Genomic DNA, 21,210 nt, shown 5'->3' with positions numbered 1-21,210 from the left:
GAAACAGTTTTTAAGTAACTTATTGTTCTTGGTATTCATGTTTCCTGCGACTTTCGCGGTGGCTGATGAGCCACAAGCTGAAAAACCTATGCTGGACAGTGCTGCGCGCCCCAAAGTTGCCGTCGTTCTTGCGGGAGGAGGGGCAAAAGGTGCAGCGCACATTGGCGTTCTCAAAGCGCTGGAAGAGATGCGCATCCCCGTTGATTTCATTACTGGTACCAGCATGGGCGCTTATGTGGGCGGCCTCTATGCCAGTGGTATGAGCGCCGATGAAATTGAAAGTTTAATTTACAGCGTGGATTGGAATGAAGGTTATCGTGACCGGGTCAACCGTAGCCAACGTCGTGTTCGGGATAAAGAGTACGAAGACCGCTATCAACTGACCACCGACCTTGGACTGCGTTGGGGGGAGATCCGCGCACCACGCGGTGTGGTGCAAGGGCAGAATATGTTGCGTATTTTGCGAGAAACGTCGGGCAATCTCTCTGAATTTCAGTCCTTTGATCAACTGCCTATTCCTTATCGCGCGGTAGCAACTGATATCATTGCTCTTGAGGAAGTGGTGCTGGATCGTGGCTATTTAGTGGATGCGATGATGGCGAGTATGTCAGTACCCGGAGCACTGCCACCTTACGAAGTTGATGGTCGTTGGTTAGTCGATGGCGGTGTGACCAATAACATGCCTGTTGATGTTGCACGTGCCTTAGGGGCTGATATTGTTATCGCGATCGATATCAGTACCGATTACAAAAACCAAGAAGCTTTCACTACCTTTTTGACGGTAGCCGATCAGCTTTCCAACTATCTCGTACAAAGAAGCACTCAAAAACAAGCACGTTTATTGAATGAGCGAGATGTATTTTTACGCCCTGATGTCGGCAGTATGGAAACCACGGAATTTGATAAAATGCCTACGGCTTATAGGAAAGGGTACGATATCGCAATGGCGAACCAATCGGTATTGGCTTCGTTGTCATTATCGAGTGCTAGTTATCAACGTTATGTGGAAGCAAAACAAGCTCGCCGCAGGGCTTTAATTTATGGCGATGATGTAAAGGTTGATGAAATCGTACTCAACAACCGCAGTCATTACAGCGATCAATTGTTAAAAAACCGTTTACATTTAAAGACAGGACAACCGCTATCAACCGAGCAGATTGAAGCGACGGTCGAAAATCTCTATGCATTGGATCGCTTTGAGTTAGTGACCTATGAATACCGAGAATTTGAAGGAAAGAACCAACTGGTCATCGATGTAAAAGAGAAATCTTGGGGGCCAAATTACCTCAATTTTCGCTTTTTCTTAGAAGATGATTTTCATACGGATAGTCAGTATGCGCTGGGTATCTCTTCCAATTTCACTAACTTAAATTCGTTTGGTTCTGAATTACGTTTCAATCTAGAAATGGGCACCGATAAGATCATCGAAGCGGAGCTTTTTTCTCCTCTGTTCTCAGGGCAAAAAGCGTTTACCTCTGCCTTGGTCACGTTTAGCAATGATAAACGTAATAAGCCAATGCAAGGGTTTGATGACACCAGTCTAGAAGCCAGTAAAGATTATTTACCGATCGCGTATTTAGAATGGATTGGAGAATTGTCGCTTGGTTATCAAGATAAATTATGGCGAGAGTTTAAGGTAGGGATCCGCTATACCGACGGGGAGGCCGAAGTCTCAAATTGGCCATCCATGGGAAATATGGATTACACCCGTGCTGGTGTGTTTGCTAACTACCGCATTGATACCTTAGATGACTTCAGCTTGCCTACCCGCGGTGTTTATCTTGATCTTGAGTATCTTGCATCGCACGATAAAGTTTCTGGCGTCTCTTCCGATCTTGAATCAAACGATACGGTGTATGAATTTTCCGGTGAATTGATCGCTGCTTATAGCCTTGGCAGGCATACTTTGGTCGGTAATCTTGATTACGGTGTGGTACAAAGTAAAAATTCTAGTGAGCCGATAAACCCTAAATCGATTGGTGGTTTCTTAAATTTATCTGGTATTCCTCGTAACAGCTTGATTGGACAGAATAAAGCGTTCACCAGTTTGGTGTATCGTTATCGCTGGTTTGATAATGACTTTGGCCTGTTCAGTTCCCCATTTTATGTCGGTGCATCAATAGAATACGGCGGTGTATGGTCTGATCCTGATCTAAGCTTTGATACCGCCCCATTATACGGTGCGGGATCGGTGTTTGCCGGGGTTGATTCACCGATTGGACCGATTATGTTTGCTTATGGTCGAACCGAAGATAATTTTGATTCGATATACTTGAGTATTGGCACTACCTTTTAGCGAGAATTGAGCTGAAAAGTGGGCGGTAAGTGACTCAAAAATCATAGAACTTTAGTCTTAAGTTGCTATGTTGGTCAAAATGATAAGATTTTAATTTAAAGTTAAATTTGCTATTCTTCGTCCCACAGTTTGGCCTCTCTGCCGCTGATTACATAAAAATATCTGGCAATGGAGAGCCAAGTTTCCAAGGATGTTTGCCCATCATGTCAATAATAATGGGGTAAACCGCAATGAGAGGAAAAAGTCGTGCTTGAAGCCTACCGTAAACACGTCGCAGAGCGTGCTGCCGAAGGAGTTGTTCCTAGACCCCTAAATGCTGAACAAGTCGCAGGACTTGTTGAACTGTTGAAAAATCCCCCTCAAGGTGAAGAAGCGTTCATGCTTGATCTCCTTGAAAATCGAATTCCTCCCGGTGTGGATGAGGCCGCTTATGTTAAAGCGGGCTTTTTAACCGCCATCACTAAAGGTGAGGTCTCTTCACCGTTAGTGAGCCGCGCAAAAGCTGCGCAACTACTCGGAACTATGCAAGGCGGTTATAACATCGAGCCGCTAGTCTCATTGCTTGATGATGCTGAGTTGGCACCTATTGCGGCTGATGCACTATCGCGTACTCTACTGATGTTTGATGCGTTCTATGACGTAGAAGAGAAAGCAAAAGCGGGTAATGCACATGCACAAAAAGTGCTGCAATCATGGGCAGACGCGGAATGGTTCCTTTCAAAACCGGCGCTTCAAGAGAAGATCACGCTAACCGTATTTAAAGTTACTGGCGAAACCAACACTGATGATTTGTCACCAGCGCCAGATGCATGGTCACGCCCAGATATTCCAGTGCATGCACTGGCTATGTTGAAAAATGAACGTGAAGGCATTCAACCCGATAAAGCAGGCAGCATTGGCCCTATCACTCAAATCGAAGCTCTAAAAGAGAAAGGCCATCAGCTAGTCTATGTGGGTGATGTGGTCGGTACAGGCTCGTCTCGTAAATCCGCGACTAACTCTGTTTTGTGGTTTATGGGTGACGACATCCCATTTGTGCCCAATAAACGCGCGGGTGGTTACGTGCTCGGCGGTAAAATTGCACCTATCTTCTTCAACACCATGGAAGATGCCGGCGCGTTACCGATTGAAGTTGACGTTACCAAACTCAACATGGGTGATGTGATTGATGTTTACCCATTTGAAGGCAAAGTGTGTAACCACGACACTGGCGAAGTGCTTGCCACGTTCAAGCTTAAAACCGACGTATTGATTGATGAAGTGCGCGCTGGCGGCCGTATTCCACTGATCGTTGGTCGTGGTTTAACGGATAAAGCACGCGAAGCACTAGGCTTAGAAGCGTCAACAGTATTTCGTCGCCCAGTTGCAGTGGCTGATACAGGCAAAGGTTATACACTGGCTCAGAAAATGGTCGGTAAAGCATGCGGCGTGACGGGTGTTCGTCCGGGGACTTACTGCGAACCTAAAATGACCACGGTTGGATCGCAAGATACCACTGGCCCGATGACACGTGATGAATTGAAAGATTTGGCGTGTCTCGGTTTCTCTGCTGACTTAGTCATGCAATCTTTCTGTCATACCTCGGCTTATCCAAAGCCTGTCGATGTGAATACCCACCATACCTTGCCTGATTTCATCATGAACCGTGGCGGTGTTTCACTGCGTCCGGGTGATGGCGTTATTCACTCATGGCTAAACCGTATGTTGTTACCTGATACCGTCGGTACTGGTGGTGACTCGCATACACGCTTCCCGCTTGGCATTTCATTCCCAGCCGGTTCTGGCTTGGTTGCTTTTGCGGCCGCAACGGGTGTGATGCCACTGGATATGCCAGAATCTGTCTTGGTGCGTTTCAAAGGTGAAATGCAGCCGGGCATCACGCTGCGCGATCTAGTGCACGCGATTCCTTATTACGGGATTAAGCAAGGCCTGCTTACAGTGGCGAAAGCGGGGAAAATTAACGAATTCTCTGGCCGTGTGCTAGAAATCGAAGGGGTTGAGCACTTAACGGTTGAGCAAGCGTTTGAACTTTCTGATGCCTCGGCAGAACGCAGTGCGGCGGGTTGTACGGTTAAATTGTCACAAGCCTCAATTGAAGAGTACCTCAACTCTAACATCACTATGTTGAAGTGGATGATCGCCGAAGGTTATGGTGACCGCCGTACTATTGAGCGTCGCATTACGGCGATGGAAGCGTGGCTAGCCAATCCTGAGTTGATGCAAGCGGATAGTGATGCAGAATACGCACATGTGATTGAGATTGATCTTGCTGAGATTAAAGAGCCGATTTTATGTGCGCCAAATGACCCAGACGATGCGCGCTTACTTTCTGATGTACAAGGTACGCCTATTGATGAAGTCTTCATCGGTTCTTGTATGACCAACATTGGTCACTTCCGTGCGGCAGGTAAATTGCTTGAGAAGTTCAATGGTCAGTTAGATACGCGTTTGTGGGTTGCGCCACCGACTAAGATGGACAAAGATCAGCTTATCGAAGAGGGCTATTACGGCATCTTTGGTCGCGCTGGGGTACGCATTGAAACTCCAGGATGTTCGTTATGCATGGGTAACCAAGCGCGTGTTGCCGATAAAGCGACCGTCATGTCGACTTCGACCCGTAACTTCCCGAACCGTTTAGGGACCGGCGCGAATGTTTACCTTGCTTCGGCAGAGCTGTCGGCCGTGGGTGCCATCTTAGGCCGCATTCCGACACTGGAAGAGTACCTAGAGTACGCGAAGCAGATCAACGCAACTGCAGCTGATACCTATCGCTACCTCAACTTCCATCGTATGGCGCAATACACTAAAAAAGCAGACAGTGTGATTGTCCAGCAAGCGGTGTAAGAGCTATCCAAGCTAACCTCCTAATAAAAAAGCCACCGATTCGGTGGCTTTTTACCATTCTAGCTTCTCACTCAATGCTGAAATAACATTAGATTAAGTTCGATCGGTGGCTGCATCCGCCAACAATGACTTGCCCCATAATTTATAACGTTGTTCTGTCAATGGAGTTAAAATGAGTGTGAACGTCATATGGTATTCAGCGAAATAGTTATTGCCTGTAAGACAAGCTAAAAACACACGCGACATTACGCGCGGTCATTTCTACATTTTGCGCCGCTTCGGCAAGGGCTGTAGGCAAGTCGACCGAGCGTGGAACGACACTGAATACCGCATCAATGCCATGTGGGTGAACAACGGCGCAGTCTGCTGATAAGCAGCCTGCAATGCCGATCACTGGCACGGAAAAAAGTTTGGCAGTGCGCGCAACACCGATTGGCGTTTTACCGTGAATGGTTTGGCTATCAATGCGTCCTTCCCCAGTGATGACTAAATCGGCATCCTTTACTACATCGCTAAGGTTCACGGCATCCATCACAATTTCAATGCCCGGACGAAGGCTCGCTCCTAGTAGACCAACCAGCGCCGCACCTAAACCGCCTGCCGCGCCAGCACCCGGCATCTCTTTAACATCACGACCTAATTGCGTTTTGATGATGTTTGCATAATGCGCAAGGTTGGCATCAAGTTGCGCGACCATCTCGGGTGTTGCTCCTTTTTGTGGGCCAAAGACGTGCGAAGCGCCTTGTACGCCGCACAGTGGATTATCGACATCGCAGGCGACCTCCAGTTTGATGCGGGCTAAACGTGGGTCCAGTTGTGTGAGATCAATCGAGGCCAGTTTCGATAATTCACCGCCACCAAAGCCTAATGGGTTGCCATCTGAATCAAGCAGTTGAATGCCGAGGGCTTGCGCCATGCCGAGGCCACCATCGTTGGTTGCGCTACCACCAATGCCGATGATGATGTGTTCAACACCTTGATCAAGCACGGTTTTAATCAGCTCACCAGTACCGTAGCTGGTGGTGTTCATAGGGTTGCGTTGCTCTGGCGGCACAAGGTGTAAGCCCGATGCGGCCGCCATCTCAATGATCGCTGTTTTACCATCACCCATTAAGCCATAAAAAGCCTCGACTTGTTCACCTAGCGGCGCCGTCACCGTTGTGGTAACAATCGATCCATTAGTGGCATCAACCAGTGATTGGACCGTCCCTTCGCCGCCATCGGCCATCGGTAACTTAATGTAGTGCGCATCGGGCAACACTTGTTTGAATCCATTCTCTATCGCGGTGGCGACTTCCATTGCCGTTAGGCTCTCTTTATAAGAATCTGGAGCAATAACAATTTTCATTTTTAACACCTTAACTGCGTTAAACAAACAGACCAAATACGCCAAAAATCATCACAGAAATGAAGGCAATTACTAAACCTACTGCCGATTCATAAGGAATTAAGGTGAGACGCTCACGAATGTCCATATGTACCGCTCCGCCCGTGGCATGGAAGAAACTACCGTGTGGCATATGATCAAGTACGGTCGCACCTGAATGGATCATGGCAGCCCCTGCCAGTGCGGGTACGCCTAGTTCGAGTATAGTGGAGCTAAAGACGCTGGAGGCAACGGCTGTACCTGCGGTGGTTGAAGCGGTCGCCAGTGACATCATTGCACCTGAGATCGGTGCAAGCAGGTAAGAAGGCAAGCCAGAAGCGGTCAGTACTTCGATTAAACCGCCTTTAAGACCTGAATTGGCGATGATGCCGGCTAAAGTACCAGTACCAAGCAGCATAACCGCAACCGGAGCCATGCGTGTTAAACCTGAAACCGCGAAGTGGTTAGTGTCTGCAAATCGTCCCATCACGACCGCACCGACTAATCCGCCTAATGGGAGTGCAATTAAAGGATCCACATTGATGCCAGCGATAGGGCGTAGTGCGAGTAACACAATCGCCACTAATGGTGCGATGATCGCTGAGCTAAAGCGGGGGAGCCTAGAATGATCCACCGCAACGACTTCACTGGCAGAGACTTTACTTCCTTTATTGACTAAACGTTTGGCAATCAAGTAAGCCACAATAAGCCCGCAGATCCCAGGAATAATACCCGCCGCCATTACAGAAGTAAGTGGCACGTTAAACGCGTCGGCTGCGGCAATCGCATTAGGGTTAGGTGACATTACGTTACCCGCTTTACCGCCGCCAATCATCGCTAGCAGAATGGCCGCCTTGGAGAGATCGGCACGGCGAGCGATCGCCAGAGCGATAGGAGATACGGTGATTACTGCCACGTCGACAAACACGCCGACCGCAGTCAAAATTAAGGTTGCTAAGGCCAAGGCAAATAAAGCGCGAGTTTCTCCAACCTTTTTCACTATGGTTTCTGCAATGGAAGTGGCAGCGCCTGATTCAATCAATACACCAGCCAAAATACCTGCTGCAAGAATGCGTAGTACTGCGGTCACAATGCCTTGTGCGCCACCAATCATCAGAGCAACGGTGTCGGTCAGCGATACACCGCCGATCACGCCACCGACCAACGCGCCGATGATCATGCCATAGGCGGGTGGTACTTTTTTTAGAATGAGCGTGATAGCCACGACTAATGCGGCCAGAGCTCCGAGAGTTGAAACTTCAATCATCTTCTATATCCATATTTTTTATCAGTGATTGGCTGCAATATAGGGAGCAAAAATAAAAGAGTCTTCAGTCTATTGCACAGATTACTGGCTTTGACGCGACTGATTAATTGTGCAAATGCACAATTTTATGTTTTTATTTGAAGCAAGATAAAGCCAAATAAAGGTGAGTAATGTCATTTAACTGATTGAATTTTAAAGCGGTTACTTGCTCAATTTTTTCAAGCCTATAGCGCAAGGTATTACGGTGAATATGCAGTGCTTGGCAAGTTTGATGGACATCGCAGTTTTGTTCAAAATAATGGCGGAGGGTTTTAATTAATATTCCCTTAGTGTCATACCGTTCCAGCAGGGTATAGGGTTGGCGTAACTGCTCGCGGCTCCATGGCTCATGCTGTACGCTATTGAGCAGTACAGGTAACTTATCATCTTGATAAAAGAAGACGTCTCCCTGTTTATGGTGGGAGGCTTGCATCGTCAACTTGGCGGTTTGATAAGATTGAGCCAGCCCTGAGAGCGTTGGAAAATAATCACCTAGTGCAATTTTGATGGTGAATTTTCCCTCTTTTTTCACTCGCTTCAACAGTTGATTGACTCGTTTAGTTTCGGCCTCTTGTGACCAACCTTTTTCGGTGAGTGAGATGGGTTTTAAAACCACCACTTCGTTGTGAGAAACTGAAATGATCCCCACCAAATTGTCCCGTTCAGGGTATTCCAGCAGATGCACTAACTGCTGTAAGTGTTCTAGCGATAAGGCGGTGTCGTTATCTGGGATCAATTTGACCACGGCAGCGATACGCGGCTGGGAAAGATCGAGCCCTAATCGCTCGGCGATTGAATTGAGCTGTGTTTCGTTGAGAGTGGCACCTTGAATTAGTTGTAATAGCAGCTCTTCACGGTGGCGCTTATTCCACTGTACTTGTGCCATCAGTGCGGCTTGTTCAACGATAAGCTCCGCCGTCATTTTGACCAGCTCGCCATAACGGTGAACCTCCGTTGGGTTACCGGAAATTCCAACTACGCCGATCACTCGTTGTTGATAAATGATGGGGAAATTGATGCCGGGTTTAACGCCTTTTAGGTAACTGGCGGTGGCATGATCAATTTCAACCACTCGATTTTCATTGATGGCTAAAATCGCCCCTTCGTGTTTCTGGTGCAAACGAGTGGGATCACCTGAGCCAATAATTCGTCCCTTTTCATCCATTACGTTGACTGAATAAGTGATGATCTTCATCGCTCTTTCTACAATCTGGCGTGCGGTGGTTTCTGTGATCTGCATAATCTCAAGTGGTTTCGTTAGCCATAATCACCGATAATAACAAAGTTATCCGTATCCCCAAGCACCAATATCGAGAACCCGATGGACTACGAATTTAAAAAAAACACCCTAGATGGGAGCTATTACTGCTCTTTTTCGATGGGGCACGAAATTATTGGCCGTTGGCTACAAGAGGAGATCAGCAACGATCTTCCCAAAATAGATCAAGTTATTGCGCTAATGGCAGCATCGAAACGTGCATTTAATCAAGAGCAGACGCTTGAGGGGCAGGAGATCAGCGTGATGATTCTTGCCGATGAGGTCACGGTTCAGGCCAATGTTTTGACGCATGGTGAAGCGCTTGATAGTGACAGTGAGTTTGATTTTTACGATTGTGAAAGCACCGCAAGCTGCGGCATCGATGATTTTGCTTTGATGATCAAGCAGTGGTGCGAATTTGTACGTTACTCACCTGCGGACTTCACTTAGCGCTGCACAAAACTGGTGAAGATTAAAAACTTCGCTTTATTTGTGGGAAAGGGTTGCACCTCATTTGTGCAACCCTTTTCTTTTTGGCATAAGAAATGGTTGCAAATCTTTTAAAATCATTAATTTAAAAAGTTGGCACGCAGCTTGGATTGTATTGATCGTAAACGGACTACTGCTTGTGAGAGGATGCAATGAAACTGATCAACGCGATAATTAAACCATTTAAGTTAGACGATGTGCGTGAAGCTTTGGCCGATGTCGGCATCGAAGGGATGACGGTTTCCGAAGTGAAAGGCTTTGGTCGCCAAAAAGGGCACACCGAGCTCTACCGAGGAGCGGAATATCAAGTCGATTTTTTGCCTAAAGTGAAATTAGAAATAGCGACACAAGCTGAAAATGTCGATCGCGTGATAGAGGCGATCATCAAAGCGGCGCACACCGGAAAAATTGGTGACGGAAAAATTTTTGTGTATGACCTCAGCCAAGCTGTGCGTATTCGTACTGGCGAAATGGACAGTGAAGCACTGTAAAGATTCAAAGGATTGGAGATAACCATTATGGAATTAGCAGCAACGGTAACAGAGCTACGTTACGCACTCGATACGTTTTTTTTCTTGATTTCGGGTGCGTTGGTGATGTGGATGGCAGCTGGCTTTGCCATGCTAGAGGCGGGTTTAGTTCGTTCTAAAAACACCACTGAAATTTTAACCAAAAACTTTTGTTTGTACGCGATTGCCTGTACCACGTATTTAGTGGTTGGTTACAACATTATGTATGTTGATAACGCAGAAGCAGGCTGGCTGCCTTCATTCGGCTCCTTGATAGGTAGCCAAGCAGAAGGCGCGGATCACTCCCTTGAATCAGACTTTTTCTTCCAAGTGGTGTTTGTGGCAACCGCGATGTCGGTGGTTTCTGGCGCTGTCGCTGAGCGAATGAAATTGTGGTCGTTCCTTATTTTTTCCGTCATTTTGACCGCATTCATTTACCCAATGGAAGGCTATTGGACTTGGGGGGGGGGCTTTCTTTCAGCTGCCGGTTTCAGTGATTTTGCCGGCTCTGGTATTGTTCACTTAGCGGGTGCATCGGCGGCGCTAGCTGGGGTCATCTTGTTGGGAGCACGTAAAGGTAAATACGGTAAAAATGGTGAAATTTACCCTATTCCGGGCTCCAACATGCCACTTGCGACTTTGGGTACATTTATCCTGTGGTTTGGCTGGTTTGGTTTTAACGGTGGTTCACAACTAATGCTGTCTGATTTTGAAAATGCGACAGCGGTTGGTCAGATTTTCCTCAACACCAATGCCGCTGCAGCAGCGGGTTCTATCGCGGCTTTATTAGTGTGTAAAACCACTTGGGGTAAAGCGGATTTAACCATGGTACTCAACGGTGCGTTGGCCGGGTTAGTGGCTATTACCGCTGATCCTCTCTCTCCATCACCACTGTATGCGGTAGCGATTGGTGCTGTAGCGGGTGTGTTGGTTGTGTTTAGCATTATTGCCCTTGATAAAGTGAAAATTGACGATCCTGTGGGCGCAATTTCAGTACATGGCGTATGTGGTTTGTTCGGTTTAATGGTTGTGCCAATCAGCAATACTGATGCGACTTTTGGCGCTCAACTACTTGGAGCCGCAGTGATTTTCGCTTGGGTATTTGGTGCAAGCCTTGTGGTTTGGGGCATCCTGAAGGCAACGATAGGCATTCGAGTTTCGGAAGAAGAAGAATTAGAAGGGATGGATATGCACGACTGTGGGGTGGGGGCCTACCCAGAATTCGTGACAATAAAGTAATATTTCCTTACAGATAACCTACCTAAAAACCTGCCGATTAAGGCAGGTTTTTTTATTGATTGAATTGTTTTTCAATCTATCATCAATATAATAACGAAACTGATAAACATTATCATTACCAATTTTAAAGGGAACTAGAAATGAAGAAACTGCTTACTCTGTCTGCGATGGCATGTAGTGTGATGGCTCCGAGCGCGATGGCGGCAGAGGAGGTCAACGTTTACTCATACCGCCAACCATTTTTGATTGAGCCGATGTTTAAAGAGTTCACTCAACAAACGGGCATTAAAGTGAATGTGAAGTTTGCGAAAGAAGGGATTGCTGAGAAATTGGTACAAGAGGGTGAGTACAGCCCTGCTGACGTGATTTTAACCTCAGAATTTAGCCGTCTTTTTGAGTTATCTGAGAAAGGTTTAGTCCAAGCGGTGGATAACAAAACCATTGAAACTAACATTCCTGCCCAATATCGCGATAGCGCAGATGAGTGGTTTGCACTAACAATACGCACCCGTAGCGTCTACTCATCACGCGATCGCGTAGGCAAGTTGGGTGATGACTTCAACTACGCTGACCTCGCGAAGCCTGAATTTAAAGGCAAAATCTGTACTCGTAGTGGTAAGCACCCTTACAACGTGGCGCTGGTTGCATCCATGATTGCAGAGCAAGGCGAAGCGAGCACTAAAGTTTGGCTTGAAGGTGTCAAAGCAAATTTAGCACGTAAGCCTCAAGGTAATGATCGTGACCAAGTTAAAGCGATTAAAGAAGGTTTGTGTGATGTCTCATTGGGTAATAGCTATTATTTAGGGAAAATGTTAGCTGATGAGAAGCAAAAATCATGGGCTGAAGCCGTCTACATCAACTTCCCCGGCCAGAATGCGCAAGGCACGCATGTTAACGTGAGTGGTATGGCGATGGCGAAGTACGCGCCTAACAAAGAAAGCGCAGTTAAGCTGATGGAGTTTTTGACCAGCGATAAAGCACAGCACATGTACGCTGACGTCAACTTTGAATACCCGGTAAAAGCAGGTGTTGAGCGTTCTGCACTAGTCGCTTCATGGGGTGATTTTAAAGCGAATCCACTGCCGCTCGAAAAAATTGCCGACAATCATGCCGCGGCAATTAAGCTGCTTGATGAAGTGAAATTTGACCTTTAATCGGTTCTAGGGGTATAACAGTGCCCCTATTCTATTGAAGGGGCATGAGATGTATTTGCAAACGCATTTATGTGTCAGTAAGCCTTATTGTAATTAGGCAATGAAAGAAAAAAATACATTATGGAAAACCAGTAGTGCCAGTGTCACTGTGCTACTGGTTTTGCCGATCTTAGCCATCTTTATTACCGCTGCGGGACAAAGTGATGAGGTTTTTTATCATCTCATGTCAACCGTGATGCCCACCTATACCTTTAATACCGTCGTATTAACGTTCAGTGTGATGGGGCTTTCTTTGCTATTTGGCATTCCCAGTGCTTGGTTAATGGCGATGTGTAGGCTGCCTACCGAACGCATTTTACAATGGGCTTTGGTGTTACCACTTGCGATGCCCGGCTATATTATCGGTTACATCTTTACCGGTTGGTTTGACTACGCAGGCCCAGTGCAAGTGTTACTTAGAGATCTTACTGGTTGGGGCGCAGGTGATTACTGGTTTCCCGACATTCGCAGTTTGGGCGGGGCAAGCATTGTGCTTGCGCTGGTGCTTTATCCATATGTTTACCTACTGTGCCGTGCAGCATTCATGGAACAAAACGTCTCCTTATTGCAATCCGCTCGTCTATTAAAATGCTCTCCGTGGCAGAGTTTTCGTCTGATTTCACTACCGCTTGCACGGCCCGCGATGGCGGTTGGCCTCTCCTTAGTGGCGATGGAAACGGTGGGAGATTTTGGTACGGTGAGTTACTTTGCCGTTAATACCCTAACGACTGCGGTGTATGACACTTGGCTCGGTTATTCTAATTTGAATGCGGCAGCGAAAATATCCGCCATCATGTTGGTGATTGTATTATTACTGCTGAGCGCAGAGCGCTATAGCCGTCGTAAACAGAAATTATTTCAAAGCCAATTTAACAGCCATGAAGATTTTCGCTATCAGTTGCAAGGGTGGAAAAAATGGGCCGCTTTGTGTTGGTGTTGGGGGCTAGTTGCGCTCGCGTTTCTTCTGCCTTTATTGCAGTTGGTCTCATTCGCTTATCACTATTTTGCGAAAAGTTGGACTTCGGAGTTCCAAGACTTTGCGATCAATAGCTTAACGGTTTCGTTGACGACAGCGCTGGTGGCGGTGTTGATTGCTTTGGTCGTGAATTTTTGCCATCGGTTGAACGCCAATGGGGTGACTTTAGCCTTTATGCGCTTGTCTTCTATGGGTTATGCGGTTCCCGGAACCGTGCTAGCGATTGGTGTGATGGTTCCGGTGCTGTTTATGGATCATTGGGTCAATGATGTTGCTAAAGCGATGCAGTGGGGGCGACCGGGTCTTATCTTTTCTGGTTCGATGTTTGCTATTATTTTTGCTTTAGTGGTGCGTTTTTCGGCCGTGGCGATTGGTAGCATAGAAAGTAGCCTCAATAAAGTCTCACCTTCTTTGGATATGGCGGCTCGAACTATGGGTTATCGATCGAACGCTATGCTGTGGCGAGTTCATCTGCCATTGATCCGCCGTGGTACGCTTATCGCTGGGTTGTTGGTGTTTATTGAGTCAATGAAAGAGCTGAATGCCGCTTTGTTATTGCGTCCGTTCAATTTCGAAACCTTGGCGACCTATGTTTATAACTACGCATCGGATGAACAATTAGAAGTGGCTGCTTTGCCTGCGATACTCTTGGTCGCGGTTGGTTTAATTCCGCTTATCGTCGTTAACCGTTCACTGGAGCAAAATCACTGATGAGTTGTGCGCTGTCTATCCATGATTTGACTTGCAAATATGAAAACCAAACGGTTTTACAATCACTGTCGCTGGAAGTCAAACAGGGAGAAATCGTCTGTTTATTAGGAGCAAGTGGTTGTGGGAAAACGACCTTATTGAAAGCTATTGCGGGTTTGCTGCCGCTTAGCTCTGGGGTGATGAGCCTTAATTGTGTAACGATTGATGATGGTCAACATTGGTTGCCACCGGAAGCGCGAAACATAGGGATGATTTTCCAAGATTATGCGCTGTTTCCTCACTTAACTGTTGCGGAAAATATCGCGTTTGGATTGCGTCAACTCTCTCAAACCGAGCGCAAAGCGAAAGTCGGAGAGATGTTGGCATTAGTGCACTTAGCGGGGCTGGGGGATCGTTATCCTCATCAACTATCGGGTGGACAGCAGCAGCGAGTGGCGATTGCTCGCTCCTTGGCGTATAAACCGGATCTACTGCTGCTTGATGAGCCGTTTTCCAATATCGATACCCAAGTTCGCCATGAGTTGATCGGTGAAATTCGCAACATTTTTAAAAAGCAGGGTGTGACGGCTATTTTTGTGACCCATAGCCGCGAAGAAGCTTTTGCTTTTGCTGATAAAATGGCGGTAATGAACCACGGTGTGATTGAGCAATATGGCACCGCATCAGAGCTGTACTACCAACCGTCGAGTAAATTTGTGGCCGATTTCTTAGGTGGTGGAAGTTATTTAAGCGCCAAACGAATTTCAGAATGGCAATTTGAGACCGATTTAGGTGTGGTTGACGCCAAAGCTCAGCAACCCATTGAGCTTGAAGCCAAATGCGAATTACTACTGCGGCCACAACACATTCAAATTAGTGCGCAGCAAGAGAGCAAAGTCCGCGTGTTAGAGCAGCAATTTATGGGCGATCACTGCCGTTATGTGATTGATGCGTATGGTAGTAAGTTGCTGGCGAGTTCTTCACAGCCGTTGAGCGTTGGGCAAAATGTTGCAGTCAGCATTGATACGCAAGGTGTGTTGGCTTTTTAAAAAAAGCCCGGCGTGACGCCGGGCAAGTGTTCTTCATCGATATACCTACAACCTCTTCATACTGTGCGGGTATAGCGACTCAAATTTGAGTCGAAGTGGGTAAAAGCTATAACGATAGAAAATCTTTCACCTGTTGAAGAACACGTTCTGCAGTGTCTTTATCCGCCATTTCGGCAAAAATGCGTAGCAATGGTTCAGTGCCAGAGAAACGAGCAATAACCCAGCCGCCGTTTTTGAAGTAGACTTTGGCTCCGTCTTCGTAACTGACTTTCTCAATCTCATACTCAAATTGAGGCAACTGTTTCTCAACGTAAATTTTGTTATACAACGACTCTTTTTGTGCGGCCTTAAATTTGCAGTCACCTTCTGCGGTGTAGGCGTAACCGTATTTCGCGTAAATTTCCCCCAGTAATTCGGAGAGTTTTTTACCTGTCACGCTGATCATTTCAACCAACAAACTCGATGCAAAAACCCCATCTTTACCTTTGATGTGTCCACGAATGGTTAAACCGCCGGAGCTCTCACCACCAATCAGTGAATCATCCGCTTCCATTTGTGAGCTGATGTGTTTAAAGCCAACGGGGACTTCAAAACTTTTCTCATCGTGGTCAGCGGCAATTTTATCCAGCAGGTGGGTGGTGGCGATATTACGCACCACGGATCCTTTCCAACCCTTATATTCAAGCAGGTAGTAGTAAAGCAGGATCAGTACTTCATTAGGATGGATGAAGTTGCCTTTCTCATCAATAATACCAAGTCGGTCTGCATCGCCGTCGGTACCTATCCCAATATCGTAACCTTCTGCGGCCACTAAATGTTTGAGACGATAAAGAGTCGCTGCATTAGGGGAAGGCATTAAACCGCCAAAATCGGGGTTTTTGCCATCATTGATCACATCCACATCGCAGCGGCCATTGATCAGAACCGTCTGCAATGCATTTTTCGCGACGCCAAACATAGGGTCAATCAACACACGTAGGTTGGCTTTTTTGATCGCTTCAATGTCGATAAAGTTGATGATTGAATCGACAAACTCATTCATTGGATTGATGATGACGATCGATTTATCTTGCAGCGCTTGTTCAAATTCGACGTGTTTTACATCGGCAAGCGTCAGTGACGCGATTTGTTGTTCAATCTTTTGCGTGATCACCTCATCAGCGTCTCGTCCACCTTCAATGAACACTTTGATGCCGTTGTAGTCCGCAGGGTTGTGGGATGCCGTAATACACGCCGAATAGGCGCAATTCATCTCTTTGGCCTTGAACATCACAATAGGGGTAGGAACAAACTTATCGATAAAACTTACCACCACGCCATTCGCTGCTAAGACTTGCGCAAACCAACGTGCGGCTTTGTCAGAAAGAAAGCGGCGGTCGTAGCCGATAACGAACCCGTTGTTAGCCACATTTTCGTGGTTAATGATGTTGGCAAGTGATTGAGCCACTAGACAGACGTTGTCTTTGGTAAACTCTTCACCAATAAAGGCGCGCCAGCCACCTGTACCAAATTTGATCATAATAAAATCCTTGTGGGACGAATGTTGAGCCTCAGCTCCTTCGCGCTGAGGCCCAAATCGCGTTAACCGAGAATAACCACTACATCGTTGACACTGCCTTGTGCCATGACAGGAATCACGCCTTCTACTGCTTCGCCATTCACTGTGATTGTTTTCACCCCTTTACTGACGGAGTTCGGGTTTTGCACTGTGATGTTGTAAGTCGCGCCGCGCCATTGGCGAGTGACTTCAAAACCAGGCCAATTGGTTGGAATGCATGGGTCGACGACGAGGCCATCAAAACCGACACGAACACCCAAAATGAAGTTGGTGACGGCAAAGTAGGCCCAACCAGACGTACCTGTTAACCATGGATGGTTTGCACGGCCGTGATCTTGGTGATCTCGTCCCATAATGAACTGCACGTATGAGTAAGGTTCGGCAACGCGCTTTTCAATGATGTCGTTTTGGTTATAAGGGTTTAATGCGTCGTAGAACTTCATGGCTCGATCACCACGGCCGAGCTTCGTTTCTGCAACCCATGCCCAAGGGTTTGGATGTGAAAAAATAGCGCCATTTTCTTTAACTCCTTGATAAACACGAGTAACGAAACCGATGTCATCATTAGGGGTTGAGAAGGAAGGTGCGTTCAGATGTAGACCGTATTCGGAGAATAGATTCTCATCAACGGCATCCATCGCTTTTTCACCACGCTCTTGCGACACTGCGCCCGATAAGACGGCGAGTGTGTTTGATTCAAGATGAACTCGACCTTCAGTTTGCTGAGCGGTTCCTATCTTGTCGCCATTTTTCGTCAGGCCACGGATATACCAGCCGCCTTCTTCATCCCAAAGGTGAGTTTCACAAGCTTCACGTACGTTCGCCGCCATTTCGGTATATTTCGCAACATCCTCTGCATTGTCACGGTATTTTGCAAGGTCGATAAACTCTTGCAGCGCCCAAAAGTGGAGGAAAGAAACCATAGAGGATTCGCCACCACCTAAGTTCAAGCAATCGTTCCAGTCAGCACGTAAACCTTTGCAGATACCTGTTTGCCCTACGTATTCTGCTGAGAAGTTAAGCGCCGCCTTCATGTGTTCGTAAACCGTTGCATTGCCACCATCGGCGTAAGGGATCACTTCATCAAAGAAGGATGTTTCACCCGTTTCCATCACGTATTTACAGATGGTTGGAACGAGCCAGAGATGATCGTCAGAACAGGTATCTTCAATGCCGTGGATCTTATCTTCATCACTTGGTGTTGGTACAACGGTTGGTGATTTTGATGGTTTGACATCCGCTTTTTCCGGATCAAACCAGTCAGGATCAAATAGGTGTAGGCCATAGCCCGCTTTGACTTGACCACGAAGCAGATCAACCAAGCGTTTACGGGTCATCTTCGGGTTTGCGTGCGGTACTGAAATGGCATCTTGCGCCGTATCACGGTAACCAAGGCCAGTACGACCGCCCACTTCAATGAAAGAGGCAAAGCGAGACCACACCACACACGTTTCCGCTTGATAAAGCGTCCAAGTGTTGATCATGGTATCAAGGCCTTCATTCGGTGATTTTACTTGGAATTTCGCACAACGTTCGTCCCAATGCGCTTTGATCCCAGCAAAAGCGGCATCGACATTAGCCAAGTCTTGGTACTTAGCACGCAAACGCGCGCCATTGCCTTTACCAATTCCCAAAATATAAGCAAAGCGAACTTCCTCACCCGGTTGGATCACAAATTGTTTGTGCAGCGAACCACAATGGTTGTAGCAGGTTTGCGCGCTGTTCGAGCAGTGACCACGTTCTACTGCAATGGGATTGGCTTCGTCACGATACAAGCCGAGGAAGGTATCGCGTTGTCCATCATAAGAGTCTGGATCAAACGTCGAGGCTAAGTAGTAAAAGCCTTCGAAATCATTGGTGTTGTAGTAAAGATCGTACTCAATCACACCCGCGTGATAAGCGGTACCTGCAGAGTAAAGCGACATCTGATGGTTTTGGTTATCGGATTGAATGTGACTAAAAGAGAATTCAACAAACGAAAAAGCGCTGATAGTGCGAGCCTCAGTGGAATCGTTTTTAATGACGACATCCCAAATTTCAGCATCTTCGCCTTTCGGTACAAAGAGAGTTTTAGTGGCAGTAATGCCGCTGTATTCACATTTGAATTTGGAGTAAGAGAGGCCGTGGCGGACTTCATATTTCGCTTCTTCTAAGCTTTTTGCTACGGGTTGCCAAGAAATAGACCAATAGTCGCCAGTTGCATCGTCACGTAAGTAAACATAGTGCCCCGGGCGATCAAAAGAAGCGTTCGGGCGAAATTTGGTAACACGGTTATATTCTGGTGAATTGTAAAAAGAGTAACCGCCCGCGTTATGAGAGATCACGGTGCAGAATTTTTCTGTCCCTAAGTAGTTGGTCCAAGGCGCTGGAACGTCAGGGCGTGTGATGACATATTCACGATTGTCGTTATCGAAATAGCCGTATTTCATTGTCATTTCCTTTTAAACAAACTGCGTCTTTTGCAGCCAAAAATTATGCTAGTGAAAACCAAGGAGAGGTAATGCCGACTCCAAGTGTTGTGTTTATTTCCATGGTGCTCGGTAACGGATGCCTTGCTTGTCCAACATCGGCAGATGTCCTTTGAGCCGTGACAGATAATCTTGCCAATCACGATGCACTTTATGAGTCCATCCTGCTTCGGCGAGTGCAGTTAAGCGTGGGTAAATCATGTATTCCATACGCTGTGGGTTATTGATTAATTCACACCATAAAGCGCACTGAATACCGAGAATTCGCTTACGGAGTGGATCGTTTTCGGGCACTTCGGCTAAAGGTTCATAGCGATAGGCTTTTTCTAATGGGGTAACACCAGCCCAGTCAACGCCCGGTTCTTCTGGTGCATAATCTTGAGCAATATCCAGATACGTGTACTGACCGGGTTGTAAAATTACATCAAACCCCTGTTTCGCGCAGTTCAATGCCGCCGCTTCAGAAAGCCAAGAGTAGATAACGGTATCTTTACTGACCTTATTGCCATGATGCGCTTCTTCCCAGCCGACCATGCGTTTGCCAAGCGTACGCAGTTTTTGTTCGGCATAACGTAGTAAGTGTCCTTGTAATTCTTTGGCCTCGGTATAGCCATTATCAGCCATCAGTTGTTGACATTTAGGGCTGTTAATCCAGACCCCATCGGGCACTTCGTCGGCACCAATATGGATAAAGGGGGATGGAAATAGCTCAGAGACTTCTTGCAAGACGATATCTAAGAACTCATACGTACCTTCAAGGGCGGGGGAGAGGACGTTATCGTTATAATATTGAATGCTGCGATAGTGTGATTGATCCTCTTTATCGGCCAGCAGATGAGGCAGAGATTTGATCGCGGCGCGGCAATGTCCGGGAACATCAATTTCAGGGATCACTGTGATACCACGCTCTTGAGCGTATGCGATAACCTCTTTGATCTCTTGTTGTGTATAGAAACCACCGTGGCGCTGCGTTAACAAGCTGTATTGAGGTTCGAGCACTTCATCAACCCCTCGCCATGCACCGATGTCGGTGAGTTGTGGCAGTGCTTTAATTTCGATACGCCATCCTTCGTCATCGGTCAAATGCCAATGGAACGTATTGAATTTGTAATGCGCTAATTGGTTAATAAGCCGCTTAACTGTCTCGATTCCATGAAAATGGCGCGCACAATCGAGCATCATGCCTCGGTACTTAAAGCGTGGCGCATCACTGATTTTGACGCAGGGGACTAACCACGATTGATCTTGAACTTGAATCAACTGCAACAGGGTCGCGCTAGCATACATAAAGCCTTGATGGCCACTCGCCTCTAAGCGAATGCCGGTACGATCGACGTTGAGTTGATACGCGCCCTCGTCAAAGGTCGGGTTAGTGCGGTAGATAATATCAGCGCTGCCAATGGGTTTGGGCTGAAAATCAAATATACGGTTGAGTTCCTGTTGTAACCAAGTCGCAGCTTGCTCAGCGCACGTGGATTGCAAGGTAATCTGGCTCGAAGTCGTTAAGGTGCAATGCCCTGTGCCGGATTCAATCTTGTTTGGTAATGGAATGAGACTGAGGCTCGCGGCTTCTGTTGCGGGTATTTCACTGCGCTCACGATAAGGCGAGGCGAGAGCAATCGGAGTTACGATCACATCATGACGTTCGAGCGGTTGCTCACCATTGCATTGAACAAAAGCGTGCTTTACGCCATCAGTGTAAAAATGGAAAGGGGCGGTTTTGATGCTAAATTCACAGTAAAAATGCGAGTTTGCAGCAAGCACGGTCATATCTGGCGTTAATGAGCAGAAACTGCCTATTTGCACTACGTTGCCATGGGTGATGCTGTCTGGCTGAATGAAGCGATCAATCACAAAATGTAACGACCAGTCTTTTAGGTCTTGATCGCTTAAGTTATGGAACGTTAAACCAAAACGGCAAAATTGCTTCTGTTCTGAGAGTACCGCAAAGTCAATTCGATAGCTCATA

General features: G+C 46.9%; 14 protein-coding genes. 8 read left to right on the top strand and 6 right to left on the bottom strand.

Annotation, left to right across the window (positions count from 1 at the left end):
* Window positions 1-37 precede the first annotated feature (37 nt).
* Window positions 38-2,296, top strand: a complete 2,259-nt coding sequence (locus tag AACV12_RS18015) for a patatin-like phospholipase family protein (protein WP_170901167.1) — start codon at window positions 38-40, stop codon at window positions 2,294-2,296.
* Between the two features lie 246 nt (window positions 2,297-2,542).
* Entirely contained in the window at window positions 2,543-5,140 is a 2,598-nt protein-coding gene (acnB, locus tag AACV12_RS18010; RefSeq protein ID WP_013857657.1) for a bifunctional aconitate hydratase 2/2-methylisocitrate dehydratase, read from the top strand.
* Between the two features lie 208 nt (window positions 5,141-5,348).
* Here acnB and AACV12_RS18005 read toward each other — a convergent pair whose 3' ends face one another.
* The 3 genes from AACV12_RS18005 to AACV12_RS17995 form a co-directional block, all read right to left on the bottom strand.
* Window positions 5,349-6,488, bottom strand: coding sequence for a glycerate kinase (locus AACV12_RS18005; protein WP_170901152.1), 1,140 nt, complete (start codon window positions 6,486-6,488; stop codon window positions 5,349-5,351).
* A gap of 19 nt (window positions 6,489-6,507) precedes the next feature.
* Window positions 6,508-7,773 carry a GntP family permease gene (locus AACV12_RS18000; protein ID WP_013857655.1) on the bottom strand — a complete coding sequence of 422 codons (1,266 nt, stop codon included), beginning with the start codon at window positions 7,771-7,773 and terminating at the stop codon, window positions 6,508-6,510.
* A gap of 133 nt (window positions 7,774-7,906) precedes the next feature.
* Window positions 7,907-9,052, bottom strand: coding sequence for a sugar diacid recognition domain-containing protein (locus AACV12_RS17995; RefSeq protein WP_017048371.1), 1,146 nt, complete (start codon window positions 9,050-9,052; stop codon window positions 7,907-7,909).
* A gap of 81 nt (window positions 9,053-9,133) precedes the next feature.
* On the opposite strand from AACV12_RS17995, the gene AACV12_RS17990 reads away from it, so the two are divergent.
* The 6 genes from AACV12_RS17990 to AACV12_RS17965 all read left to right on the top strand — a co-directional run bounded on the left by AACV12_RS17990 (window position 9,134) and on the right by AACV12_RS17965 (window position 15,215).
* A complete protein-coding gene (locus AACV12_RS17990; protein ID WP_010317535.1) occupies window positions 9,134-9,520 on the top strand; it encodes a YacL family protein in 387 nt (128 codons plus the stop codon).
* Window positions 9,521-9,711: 191 nt separating this feature from the next.
* On the top strand, window positions 9,712-10,050 hold the full coding sequence (locus AACV12_RS17985; protein WP_010317537.1) for a P-II family nitrogen regulator: 339 nt from the start codon (window positions 9,712-9,714) through the stop codon (window positions 10,048-10,050).
* A 27-nt stretch (window positions 10,051-10,077) separates the two neighbouring features.
* Window positions 10,078-11,307, top strand: coding sequence for an ammonium transporter (locus AACV12_RS17980; protein WP_026028234.1), 1,230 nt, complete (start codon window positions 10,078-10,080; stop codon window positions 11,305-11,307).
* A gap of 140 nt (window positions 11,308-11,447) precedes the next feature.
* On the top strand, window positions 11,448-12,461 hold the full coding sequence (locus AACV12_RS17975; protein WP_170901150.1) for a Fe(3+) ABC transporter substrate-binding protein: 1,014 nt from the start codon (window positions 11,448-11,450) through the stop codon (window positions 12,459-12,461).
* 100 nt (window positions 12,462-12,561) lie between these two features.
* A complete protein-coding gene (locus tag AACV12_RS17970; protein ID WP_170901148.1) occupies window positions 12,562-14,187 on the top strand; it encodes an ABC transporter permease in 1,626 nt (541 codons plus the stop codon).
* The gene (locus AACV12_RS17965; RefSeq protein ID WP_094147073.1) at window positions 14,187-15,215 is read left to right on the top strand and encodes an ABC transporter ATP-binding protein; all 1,029 of its coding nucleotides are present in this window, start codon (window positions 14,187-14,189) and stop codon (window positions 15,213-15,215) included. Before AACV12_RS17970 ends, AACV12_RS17965 begins: the two co-directional genes overlap by 1 nt.
* Before the next feature lie 106 nt (window positions 15,216-15,321).
* Here AACV12_RS17965 and AACV12_RS17960 read toward each other — a convergent pair whose 3' ends face one another.
* The 3 genes from AACV12_RS17960 to AACV12_RS17950 all read right to left on the bottom strand — a co-directional run bounded on the left by AACV12_RS17960 (window position 15,322) and on the right by AACV12_RS17950 (window position 21,209).
* Window positions 15,322-16,734 (bottom strand): phosphoglucomutase/phosphomannomutase family protein, encoded by a 1,413-nt coding sequence (locus AACV12_RS17960; protein ID WP_013857648.1) that lies wholly within the window; start codon window positions 16,732-16,734, stop codon window positions 15,322-15,324.
* A 62-nt stretch (window positions 16,735-16,796) separates the two neighbouring features.
* Window positions 16,797-19,202, bottom strand: coding sequence for a GH36-type glycosyl hydrolase domain-containing protein (locus AACV12_RS17955; RefSeq protein ID WP_047690076.1), 2,406 nt, complete (start codon window positions 19,200-19,202; stop codon window positions 16,797-16,799).
* A 93-nt stretch (window positions 19,203-19,295) separates the two neighbouring features.
* A complete protein-coding gene (locus AACV12_RS17950; protein WP_019283250.1) occupies window positions 19,296-21,209 on the bottom strand; it encodes a beta-N-acetylhexosaminidase in 1,914 nt (637 codons plus the stop codon).
* Window position 21,210 lies beyond the last annotated feature (1 nt).

This window comes from Vibrio sp. 2-2(8), assembly GCF_963888495.1.
GTDB classification, from domain to species: domain Bacteria; phylum Pseudomonadota; class Gammaproteobacteria; order Enterobacterales; family Vibrionaceae; genus Vibrio; species Vibrio anguillarum.
This window is presented reverse-complemented; position numbering and strand designations above follow the sequence as displayed.

Bases quoted from the DNA above. Each gene is read 5' to 3' on its own strand.
- AACV12_RS17985 (WP_010317537.1), top strand. From the start codon at position 9,712: ATGAAACTGATCAACGCGATAATTAAACCATTTAAGTTAGACGATGTG.
- AACV12_RS17950 (WP_019283250.1), bottom strand. From the start codon at position 21,209: ATGAGCTATCGAATTGACTTTGCGGTACTCTCAGAACAGAAGCAATTT.
- AACV12_RS18005 (WP_170901152.1), bottom strand. From the start codon at position 6,488: ATGAAAATTGTTATTGCTCCAGATTCTTATAAAGAGAGCCTAACGGCA.
- AACV12_RS17975 (WP_170901150.1), top strand. From the start codon at position 11,448: ATGAAGAAACTGCTTACTCTGTCTGCGATGGCATGTAGTGTGATGGCT.
- AACV12_RS17955 (WP_047690076.1), bottom strand. From the start codon at position 19,202: ATGAAATACGGCTATTTCGATAACGACAATCGTGAATATGTCATCACA.
- AACV12_RS17995 (WP_017048371.1), bottom strand. From the start codon at position 9,052: ATGCAGATCACAGAAACCACCGCACGCCAGATTGTAGAAAGAGCGATG.
- AACV12_RS17980 (WP_026028234.1), top strand. From the start codon at position 10,078: ATGGAATTAGCAGCAACGGTAACAGAGCTACGTTACGCACTCGATACG.
- AACV12_RS17970 (WP_170901148.1), top strand. From the start codon at position 12,562: ATGAAAGAAAAAAATACATTATGGAAAACCAGTAGTGCCAGTGTCACT.
- AACV12_RS17990 (WP_010317535.1), top strand. From the start codon at position 9,134: ATGGACTACGAATTTAAAAAAAACACCCTAGATGGGAGCTATTACTGC.
- AACV12_RS17965 (WP_094147073.1), top strand. From the start codon at position 14,187: ATGAGTTGTGCGCTGTCTATCCATGATTTGACTTGCAAATATGAAAAC.
- AACV12_RS18000 (WP_013857655.1), bottom strand. From the start codon at position 7,773: ATGATTGAAGTTTCAACTCTCGGAGCTCTGGCCGCATTAGTCGTGGCT.
- AACV12_RS18015 (WP_170901167.1), top strand. From the start codon at position 38: ATGTTTCCTGCGACTTTCGCGGTGGCTGATGAGCCACAAGCTGAAAAA.
- AACV12_RS17960 (WP_013857648.1), bottom strand. From the start codon at position 16,734: ATGATCAAATTTGGTACAGGTGGCTGGCGCGCCTTTATTGGTGAAGAG.